Raw genomic sequence first — 10,091 nt, forward strand, 5'->3', positions numbered from 1 at the left:
GATATATGCCGGAGGAGAGTCCNAAGCACGTAACCAGCGGATGCAGCACATGCTCCGTATGATAGGCTATGGAGAGAATCTTGGTTCCGGTTTCCCTCTCATTCTCAACGCATGGCAGGAAAAGCACTGGCTGAAACCTCAGCTCATTGAGCAACCTGAGCTGATGCAAGTTAAACTCGAACTGAAGATAGTCAATGCCGAAAATCCTTATGGTTCACCGAATGAGCACATAAATGAGCACATAAATGAGCACATAAAATTATCTGAGAGACAGTTGCGCATCATTGGATACATATCTGAGAATCCCACAATTACATTGTCTGAGTTAGCTGCTAAGGAAGATGTGGCAAAAATTACCATACGTCGCGACTTAGACGTTTTGCAAAAGGAAGGCGTAATCTTGCGCCAAGGCAGTACCAGAGCGGGCAGATGGGATATCCTTAAACATTGAATCTTGCGGGCGAACACTTTTGGGTCGCTTGTTGTTTGAGATACTGAGTGCTAAAATTTCATAACATTCCAATAGGTATTGTTAAGATTTATTGGTACTCACATTCATCAACCCGTTAAACACCACCCGCAAATGCCAACCCCTACGACATTACGAGATGTTGTGCCAATATTGGAAGACCTGAGGCAGCTTACGAAAGTTCCGCTGGTAGCCAAACAGGATACAATTTTATACAAGCGAATTGCCGAAACCACCAGTAACCTTTGCTCTATCGACATCGAAAACGCTATCATCGAATCCCACGCCTCCGGAGAAATCGGAAAGGTGCAAGCTAACCAGACCAGAAATTACTGTGCTGAGATTGCGACAAGAATAGATACATTCCAGAATGTATTCTATAAATTGGACAAAGAACGTAAAAATAAATCCAAGGCAGATATGATAGACGGCTACGAAAGCAACCACTTCCTTAAAGAAGTGGAGATGTTCTATATGATTGCCGCTCATTATGAATACGCGCTAAAGGCTTGCCATAAAATCCCGGTGCCTGACGATTGGACGATAGATAAATACAAACAGGAAATCGAACAATTCCATATGGCCGAAACCCGTGAAGGATGGCTTGAAAAGAAACGGGAATTTCTTAAGAAATTGCAGGAAAGCGTTGAATATGATGAATTTCTGTTGAAACCTTCATTCGATGTGTACCATGACTTGCGAAATGTCTGTCGCAAAATTTTTATCACGGTGGAAAGATACTTTCCGCCATGTGAAATTCAGTTACATCCGAAATGCAGAGAAACCTTTATACAAAAGATGCAGGTTCACAATGGCAGTTATCCCGCGCCTGAACAACCTGTAAAACAAACTCAGACCAATACGAAATCATGCCGCCAATGGGAAGAAGAATTGTTCCCATTGATTCTTGTGTCGGAATTATATGAAATCTGCTCTGATGTTTTCGATAGCACCGAGACTCAGTTCCATTCATCGCTCAATCTTCATGGTAAGCATGAACCTATAAAGATACGACCAAAACAGAAAATCAAGGCGTGCTATCTCATATCGAAATTATACGAGATTGTTCCGGCCAAGCACAAAGCAGCGTGGCGCGAGGATATTCTCGCTCATCTTGATATTCAGTGGAGCTACTATGAAAAGAAGTATTGTCATCCACGCGGCGATGATGCCAGTGTGTCGAGCAGGGAGTATGCTGATGAGATTGACAGAATCCTCAAAAACCATAAAAAACGAGCATGAGAGTTTGTGCGACTTAAAGATACCACTCGCGCACCACTTTCACCACTCAAATTTCCACTTTAAAGAACTTATGATACTACCCGTTAGAGCCTGATACTCTGATGGGTAGTTTTAGTAAGTGGAGAATAGTAATCCACATACAGACCACTCATAACCAGTTGTAATTTTGCAGTGTCCGGGAGATACTCGGATACGCTCTCTCAGAGGGCGGAAGTATAACTCAAACCCACACTGCGAATGACAAAAGACCAGTTACTCAAACTTCCTCTCTGGCAGTACACCGGAGAACAATTTTTAGAATTACTTGACTCTCATTTTGTCAAGACCACGACCGCTGCCGAAAGCGTTACCTCTGACGAAAATGTTGCCATTACTGCAAAGCGATGGCTCGTTTACGGAATCAAGGGCCTCTGCGAGCTTCTCCAATGCAGCAAGGCTACCGCACACCGCATCAAGAACAGTGGCGTAATCAAAGATGCCATTACTCAATCTGGCAGAAAAATAGTCATAGATGCCCAGAAAGCATTAGACCTTATGCAGGCTTATAAGGAAGGAGGTGAAAAGTGAGCGAAGTAAAGCAAGACATCCTCCGACTCTGGGAGGAAAAGCAGTTGAGAATCACCGATGAGATTCAGACTGCGCCGGAGGTGCTGTATGCCAACGGCAGTGTCATCGGCACTCTTGGCAACTTCTCGGCATCGACTGGTAAGGCAAAGAGTAAAAAGACCTTCAATGTCGCTGCCATCGTCGGGGCAGCGCTCGTCAATGGAAAAGTCTTAGGGTACACCGCAGAGTTCCCCGACGACAAGCGCACAATCCTCTATTTCGACACCGAGCAAAGTCCATACCATTGCCAAAAGGTCATGGAGCGCGCCCTGCGACTTGCGAAACTGCCGACCGACATCCATCCGGAGAATCTGAAATTTGCTGCCCTGCGTCAGCTTACACCCTCATTGCGCCTTGAAGTCATAGAACAGGCAATAATCAATACTCCCGGCGTCGGGCTGGTGATTATCGACGGTGTGCGCGACCTGATGTATGACATCAACTGCGCCAAGGAATCCACCGACCTCATTGGTAAGCTGATGGAGTGGACCGACAAGTTCCAGATACATATCCACACCGTCCTGCATCTCAACAAGAGTGATGACAATGCCCGTGGTCATGTAGGTACTGAACTGAACAACAAGGCTGAAACCGTACTTCAGGTGAGCCGTAGTAAAACCGATGATACCGTGTCGGAGGTATGTGCCGCCATGATACGCGCCGCCGAGTTCGATCCGTTTGCCTTCCGCGTTAATGACTACGGACTGCCGGAGATAGCAAGCGGATATGTGTTTACCGAGCCGGGAAAGAAAGCCAAAGACCCTTATCCCTACAAGGAGCTGACCGAGGAACAGCACCGCGAGGCGTTGGCATTAGTTTTCGCCAACGGCCCGATAAAAGGTTGCCGCAACTTCGAGGCGGCATTGAAATCCGGATATGCCGCCTGCGGTCATTCCTATTCCAACAATAAGGTCAAGGGGTTGAAGACCTTTCTTGACAACAAAGGAATGATTCGCTACGAGAACCGCGAGTATATCTACAATCCGGATTTCTACTATTGAAAACCACAATTTTGGTTTGGTTTAGCAAAGGGCATATATAAATAGGAACTGAACCAAGAACCAGCTCACCCAAACATTTTAGAACCCATGATAAAAGAGATTAAATCAATCCCTTTAGCCGACTTCTTGTCTCAACTCGGACATGAACCGACGGCGAGAAAAGGAACGAAGCTATGGTATAAGTCACCGTTGCGACAGGAACATACGCCGTCGTTTAAGGTGGAAACCACGCTCAACTGCTGGTATGATTTCGGACTTGGCAGAGGTGGCAATATCATCGACCTTGCAGTCGAGATGTATAGGTCAAACGACCTGCGCTATCTCATGCGTTGCATCGCCGACAGTTGCCCGGTGCCATCGGTGCAGACAGTCTCTTCCACTTCATTTCAGCGACAATCCGCACCGAGCATGGAACAGTTAGAGGTCGTGCCACTGGAACACCGCGCACTTGTCGCATACCTCCAAGAACGTGGCATTCCGGCACACATCGCCAAGGCGAAATGCAAGGAGGTACATTACAGTGCCAACGGCAGATTTTATTTTGCCGTGGCATTCGAGAATGTCAACGGTGGCTGGGAACTGCGCAACAGATATTTCAAAGGTTGCCGGGGCCGTAAGGACATCTCATATCTTCCGTGGGCGAGAGATGGCCCGTCAACAGAGTGTGCCGTGTTCGAGGGATTCATTGATTATCTCTCTGCGCTCACGCTCGGCATAATCAGCGGAGCCGACGCAATCATACTCAACTCGGTTGTCAATGTCAACAAGGTTATGTCTTATCTCAAAGATTACATAACAATCAACTGCTATCTTGACAACGACACTGCCGGACGAACAGCACTCACCGAGTTGACAGCCATATATGGTTCAACCGTAATTGACCGCTCCACTCTATACTCTGAGTTCAACGACTTGAATAATCNTCTTGTCAACCAAAGTTTCACAAAAAACACACTTCCCAATGAAAACAAATAAATCCACCGCACCGAAGTCAACCGAGTTGGCAGATGCAACCAAATCCAAAGTATCAACCCTTAATCCCGATTTTATTATGAAATCAGACAACTCTATCAACTCCACTAATGCTGTAAACGCAACTAATACTGTTAACAGCGATAACACTGTTAACAGCACTACTCCTGCCAACGCTGACAATCTGTTTGACAACGAACAGACAGCAACCGAGGCTACCACCACGACAGAAGCCACCGAGCCACCGAAGCAACAGCGTATCGGCAGGCAACAACGCAAATCAGATTTCGCCGAGTTCAAGGCTACATTCCTTGCTCCTGCAAAGTTGGTGAACCGCCATGCCCTGAACATCGAGGGCGACCTGTGGGTCCAGCTTGAGCGCGTTTCCAGAATCCTCGGTGACCGTGGCACCACAGTCAGCAGTTACGCCAACGCCATCCTTGCAGAGCATCTGAAACAGTATGCCGAGGACATAGAAATCTGGCGCAAACTCTGAGCGAGTGATTGCAACTACATTTTGACCGCTAAATAGTCCTTGTAGTTTCGTGCACCTCGAAACTATCGTAGGGGTTCGGAATTGGAGGGAGCGAGTTTATGTTTTCGTATTACAAGTAATCCTCAAACGACTCGCTCCCCTCCGCTCCCGATGGTCACAAACCTCAAACAGAATTTCCAATGAAGAAATCCAATTTACGTCCCTCTAAAGGACGTCCCAAACTCCCGGCTGATGAACGAAAGTCCATCATGGTGCCGGTGAAATTCGACATCGACCAGTATCAGGTAATGATGGACAAAGCTCTCACGGCAGGGCTCAACCGCTCGGAATATATCCGGCAGTCGTCACTGCATTGCAAAGTCGTGGAAAGGCTCACGCCAAGAGATGTCAAGGCAATCCGCGACCTTCAGGGAATCGCCGAAAATCTCAACCGCACGGCAAAATTTGTCGGTGCCATTATAAAAGGTGGTGCCTCGGAGGAACAGATTGTCCGCACATACAGAGAGATAATTCAGTGCAAGGATTTTGTTCTTTCACTGATAAAAATCTATCGAAATACCCCCGACAGCGTATGATGGGCAAGATAACAAAAGGCGGCAGTTTTGGTGGTTGCATCGATTATGTCACCCGCCGAAAGAAGGATAATCCTGACGGCACGCCTTGTAATGAATGGCGTCTTATAGACTGTAAAGATGTATCAACGATAGAAGGACGAAATGGAATTATCGCCTCTTTTGAGGACAATCTCGCCTTGAATCCGGACTTAAAAAATCCGGTCGGGCATATTTCCCTGAACTTCCATGCCAACGACAAGGATAAAGTTGATGACCGGATTATGGTAGAGATTGCCCAAAAATATATGAAGGAAATGGGCATCGTGGATACTCCATACATCATTGTCCGCCATCTCGACAAGAATTATCCACACTGTCATATCGTGTTCAGCCGAATAGATAATCATGCCGAAACCATTTCCGATAAGAATGATTTCAGTCGCAACAAGGCTGTCTGTCTTGACTTGACAAAGGAATACGGGCTGCACATTTCCGAGGGTAAAAAGCAGACTAATGTCAATAAACTGCGTGGTACGGAAAAGATACGGTATGAGATTTTCAACGCCATTGACGCAGTATGGAATGATAAATCCGTCCATACTTTCGAGCAATTCGAGGCCAGATTAAAGGCGGCTGGTGTCGGCATAGAATACAAATATAAGCGTGGCACCAACGAATTGCAGGGTCTATGGTACACGCGAAAAGGCAAACGTTTCGCCGCCTCGAAGATTGACCGGAGATTCAGTCTAGGCAATATTTCCAAGCATCTGGCCAACAACAAACCGTTACATCCTCAATCTCAATGGATGTATGCAGATGGTTCCATTGTGCCTATCGCATCATACAAAGGTGTGCGGTTTTCGACACAACAGATTAATGATTACGTTGCCGGTAAAGCTATCCAGGTTGACGGATGTCAGGGAGCTATGCCTACTGTGTGGATAAAATTCAACCCGCAGCGCATGACTCCGGGAGTCTATTCATCGAATCCGGATTTTGCCGGACAAGCCGCATCTCAGTCGCAGAGCTATGTCACTCAGTTATCCCATGTCTCAGCCGCAGGAACCACACAATCGCAAGAAGGGTTCACTGACGGTAGTGCGTTACCCGACGATTTCAAACTTTGGCTGAGCCGCCATCCCGGACTTACCATAGAAGAGGCCCTTCATCGCTATCGTGAAGAACAAAAGGCCAAACGCCGCAGACAAGGCCCCAAACTACACTAAACCCAACGCCGCCGAGAGAAGCAGACCTCGGCGGCGTTTCTCGTCCAAGCTCCTTAATGGACTCAGAGGTTTGCGAATATAGCTGTCATATATGTTTCTTAGCATATTCGATTGACATCTCAGAATTTTTCATTAACTTTGCGTTCAAATCATCATAGTTGAATTATGGAAGACTTAAATCGCCTTAAAGTAGTGCTTGTTGAGAAGAAAAGAACAAGCAGGTGGCTTGCAGTGGAACTGGGCAAGAATCCATCTACTGTTTCCAAGTGGTGTACCAATGTGAGCCAACCCGATTTGCAAACTTTAAACAGGATTGCAGAATTACTAGATGTCGATATTAAAGAGTTGATCAACAGCAATAGGTAGAATTATGATAACCAAGACCAATCTTCGTCCATTACTGGTTGAACTGGGATTTATTCAAAATCCCATATCGGATTGTTATACAAAAGAATTTCCGGAATATGGAGATTGTATAATGGAAGTGGACTATACAAATAACCACTTGGTGTATCCTGCTGCTATTCTAGGAAGAGAACGGAATACTGGGTTTGACCAACCAGAAAATTTTGTTGTTTTTGAGTGTGTTCACCGATTGTTGACTAAGGGATATAGACCAGAAAGTATTGAACTGGAAAAGGTCTGGACTTTAGGGCATGACCAAAAAGGAGGCCGAGCCGATATCTGCGTATATGATGTTGATGGGAATTCGATGCTTTTTATTTTGGAATGTAAAACATTTGGCCAGGAGTATAAGAAAGCGTTAAAGCAAACAAAGGAAGATGGAGGACAAATTTTCTCTTATTGGCAACAAGAAAGGGCTGTTAAATGGATAGGATTATATACTTCAGATTATTCTGATGGGAATATAATTCATGAAAACCCATTAATTAACTGCTCCGACGATGCTAATATTTTGAAATTAGCTAAAAAGGATGATAGCGTTCTGGTATATTCCAACCCCTCGATTTCTGGGAATGCGAAGAGTTTATACGATGTTTGGACTAACACATATATGCAGGAGATTCATAATGATCTCATTTTCGGAGATGATTCAACTGCCTATCGTATCGGCATTCAACCTCTCAGAAAGAAAAATCTTAAAGACTTCACTCCAGATGCTAAAATTGTAAACCGTTTTGAGGAAATATTGAGACATAACAATGTTAGTGATAAAGAAAATGCGTTTAACCGGCTAGTTGCTTTATTTATATGTAAACTAGTTGATGAGATTAGCAAAGAAGATGAGGATGTTGTTGAGTTTCAATATAAGATTGGAACCGATACTTATGAGAGTCTGCAAGATCGGCTTCAGCTTCTGCACAAGCGAGGAATGGAAGAATTTATGAAAGAAAAAATTTTCTATGTTGAAGCTGATTATGCAGAACGGCTTTTTAAGCAATATACAGGTGCTCAACGGGCAGAAGCCATCAAAGAGCTAAATAATACAATTAAGATTCTCAAATTCTATTCAAATAATGACTTCGCATTTAAAGATGTCCATAATGAAGAGCTATTCTTTCAAAACGGAAAAATCTTAGTCGAAGTTGTTCAACTATTTGAGCGTTATCGTATTGTATACCGTTCAAAGCATCAGTTTCTAGGAGATCTTTTTGAGCAATTACTAAGCAAAGGATTCAAGCAGAACGAGGGTCAATTTTTTACCCCCATGCCCATTACACGATTCATTTGGGATTCGCTTCCTCTCAAAAACTATATTGCAGAACATGGTCTTCCCAAAGTTATTGATTACTCCTGTGGTGCAGGACATTTTTTAACAGAGGCTGTCGCTGCTATAGATGAAGTAAGAGCTAATAGTGATAATTCATGGGTAGAAAAACATATTTGGGGTATTGAAAAAGATTATCGACTTTCCCGAGTGAGTAAGATTTCATTATTCATGAATGGCGCTGGTGAGGCAAATGTTATTTTTGGAGATGGACTTGAAAATTACCCAGAGAAAGAAATAGTAGATGGAAATTTCGATATTCTTGTAGCAAATCCGCCTTATGCTGTATCCGCCTTCAAGTCGCATTTAAAGCTCAAAAATAATAATTTTGAGATGCTGGATAGAATTTCAAATGACGGTTCGGAAATAGAAACGTTGTTTGTTGAACGAGCTACGCAATTGCTCAAACCGGACGGACTTGCAGCCATAATTCTACCATCAACTATTCTTTCTAAAGCTATAGGAAGTTATGTTGAGGCCCGCTCTTTAATTGTGAAGAATTTTTATATCCGTTCTATAGTAAGTTTGGAAGGAAAAACTTTTGGCGCAACAGACACTCCAACCGTAATCTTGTTCTTACAAAGATTCAATGAACCTCCTAAACAGGCCGCTTTAGCTAAAGATGTAGCAGAATCTATTCTGTCTGGGCAGAGTTTAACAAATTGGGAAGATGCAGAAATTTTCTCAGAATACTTAGCTAAAATCAAAGTCGATGAAAATACTTATCGACAGATGATTTCAAAAGCCCTTACAAAGGAGGATTTATTACGGAACGAATATTTCAAACTGTATGTGAATGCTTTCTTGCAAACGAAACAGTCATATCCAAAAAGAATAAGTGAGGAAGAAAAACAGCAAATTGAATTATCTAGAATCTATGAGTACATCATAGGAGTAGAGTATGAAAAGATTCTAGTATTCACTTTAATCAGGAATCAAATAACTACAATAATAACAGCGCCCTCAGACACAAAGAAACAAAAGGAATTCCTTGGTTATAATTGGAGCGACCGACGTCAAAATGAAGGGATTCAAATTATTACACCGGGTGGCAAAATGTATAATGCTTCAGACAGGTTTGCTAGAGGGACTTTAGCATGTAAAATTAGAAATTCTTTTTCTGGAGCATCAACACAGCTTTCAGAAGAGTTGGAAACCTTTACCAAAACTTATGTGCTCTCTGATCTTATGGAATTTGGTTTGCCCAGTTTTCATATAACTATCAATCCAAATGCAAGGATAGCTGCTGAGATTAAAAGCAAATATCCCTTAGTACGCCTAAATGACAAAGATAAATTCGCTTTGAGTATTGGCCGAAGGGTTCTATCTTCAGAGGTTTCAGAAGATGGTATGTATCCGGTTTACAGTGCCAATGTGAAAGAACCATTTGGGAAAATCAATAAACTTTTAAATGTTGATTTTTCGAAAGATTCCATCTTATGGGGAATTGACGGAGATTGGATGGTCTCATACATGGAAAAAGGGAAGAAGTTTTTTCCTACCGATCATTGTGGAGTGTTGCAAATAAAGACCAACGAAATTGAGCCATATTACATAGCACTAGTTCTTGAAATAGTTGGGTTTTCTTATGGATTCTCTCGCACCTACCGAGCTTCGACCGAAAGGATGGCATCTGTCCAGCTCCCCATACCTCCAGTACCAATTCAAAAGAAGATTGTAAACGAATGTCAAGCTATAGATGAACAGTTCAACTCTAGCAGAATGACAATCAAAGAATACAGGTCAAAAATAACGGAGATTTTTGACAAACTTGAAGTTGTTAAAAAATCTAAAAT

Annotated in this window: 10 protein-coding genes; all 10 read left to right on the forward strand. The window is 43.4% G+C overall.

Features of this window, described 5'->3' with window-relative positions; all coding sequences use genetic code 11:
• The coding region (locus tag JX312_RS04360) for a DeoR family transcriptional regulator (protein WP_204457178.1) at window positions 1-451 on the forward strand (451 nt) is incomplete at its 5' end.
• 132 nt (window positions 452-583) lie between these two features.
• A complete protein-coding gene (locus JX312_RS04365) occupies window positions 584-1,711 on the forward strand; it encodes a hypothetical protein (protein ID WP_204457179.1) in 1,128 nt (375 codons plus the stop codon).
• 237 nt (window positions 1,712-1,948) lie between these two features.
• Complete coding sequence (locus JX312_RS04370; protein ID WP_239653804.1) at window positions 1,949-2,278, forward strand: DUF3853 family protein; 330 nt, start codon at window positions 1,949-1,951, stop codon at window positions 2,276-2,278.
• Window positions 2,275-3,318 carry an AAA family ATPase gene (locus tag JX312_RS04375; RefSeq protein ID WP_204457180.1) on the forward strand — a complete coding sequence of 348 codons (1,044 nt, stop codon included), beginning with the start codon at window positions 2,275-2,277 and terminating at the stop codon, window positions 3,316-3,318. The genes JX312_RS04370 and JX312_RS04375 overlap by 4 nt, the downstream gene beginning before the upstream one ends.
• 87 nt (window positions 3,319-3,405) lie before the next feature.
• Window positions 3,406-4,293 carry a toprim domain-containing protein gene (locus tag JX312_RS04380; RefSeq protein ID WP_204457181.1) on the forward strand — a complete coding sequence of 296 codons (888 nt, stop codon included), beginning with the start codon at window positions 3,406-3,408 and terminating at the stop codon, window positions 4,291-4,293.
• On the forward strand, window positions 4,280-4,786 hold the full coding sequence (locus JX312_RS04385) for a DUF3408 domain-containing protein (RefSeq protein ID WP_204457182.1): 507 nt from the start codon (window positions 4,280-4,282) through the stop codon (window positions 4,784-4,786). The genes JX312_RS04380 and JX312_RS04385 overlap by 14 nt, the downstream gene beginning before the upstream one ends.
• 179 nt (window positions 4,787-4,965) lie before the next feature.
• Window positions 4,966-5,361 (forward strand): hypothetical protein, encoded by a 396-nt coding sequence (locus tag JX312_RS04390; protein ID WP_204457183.1) that lies wholly within the window; start codon window positions 4,966-4,968, stop codon window positions 5,359-5,361.
• Complete coding sequence (locus JX312_RS04395) at window positions 5,358-6,566, forward strand: relaxase/mobilization nuclease domain-containing protein (RefSeq protein WP_204457184.1); 1,209 nt, start codon at window positions 5,358-5,360, stop codon at window positions 6,564-6,566. Before JX312_RS04390 ends, JX312_RS04395 begins: the two co-directional genes overlap by 4 nt.
• Window positions 6,567-6,731: 165 nt before the next feature.
• A complete protein-coding gene (locus JX312_RS04400; protein ID WP_204457185.1) occupies window positions 6,732-6,932 on the forward strand; it encodes a helix-turn-helix transcriptional regulator in 201 nt (66 codons plus the stop codon).
• A 4-nt stretch (window positions 6,933-6,936) separates the two neighbouring features.
• Window positions 6,937-10,091: N-6 DNA methylase (locus JX312_RS04405; protein ID WP_204457186.1), on the forward strand; the 3,155-nt coding region annotated here is incomplete at its 3' end.

This window comes from Barnesiella sp. CU968, assembly GCF_905219685.1.
Taxonomy (GTDB): Bacteria; Bacteroidota; Bacteroidia; order Bacteroidales; family Muribaculaceae; genus Lepagella; species Lepagella muris_A.

Bases quoted from the DNA above. Each gene is read 5' to 3' on its own strand.
- JX312_RS04390 (WP_204457183.1), top strand. From the start codon at position 4,966: ATGAAGAAATCCAATTTACGTCCCTCTAAAGGACGTCCCAAACTCCCG.
- JX312_RS04400 (WP_204457185.1), top strand. From the start codon at position 6,732: ATGGAAGACTTAAATCGCCTTAAAGTAGTGCTTGTTGAGAAGAAAAGA.
- JX312_RS04370 (WP_239653804.1), top strand. From the start codon at position 1,949: ATGACAAAAGACCAGTTACTCAAACTTCCTCTCTGGCAGTACACCGGA.
- JX312_RS04365 (WP_204457179.1), top strand. From the start codon at position 584: ATGCCAACCCCTACGACATTACGAGATGTTGTGCCAATATTGGAAGAC.
- JX312_RS04395 (WP_204457184.1), top strand. From the start codon at position 5,358: ATGATGGGCAAGATAACAAAAGGCGGCAGTTTTGGTGGTTGCATCGAT.
- JX312_RS04385 (WP_204457182.1), top strand. From the start codon at position 4,280: ATGAAAACAAATAAATCCACCGCACCGAAGTCAACCGAGTTGGCAGAT.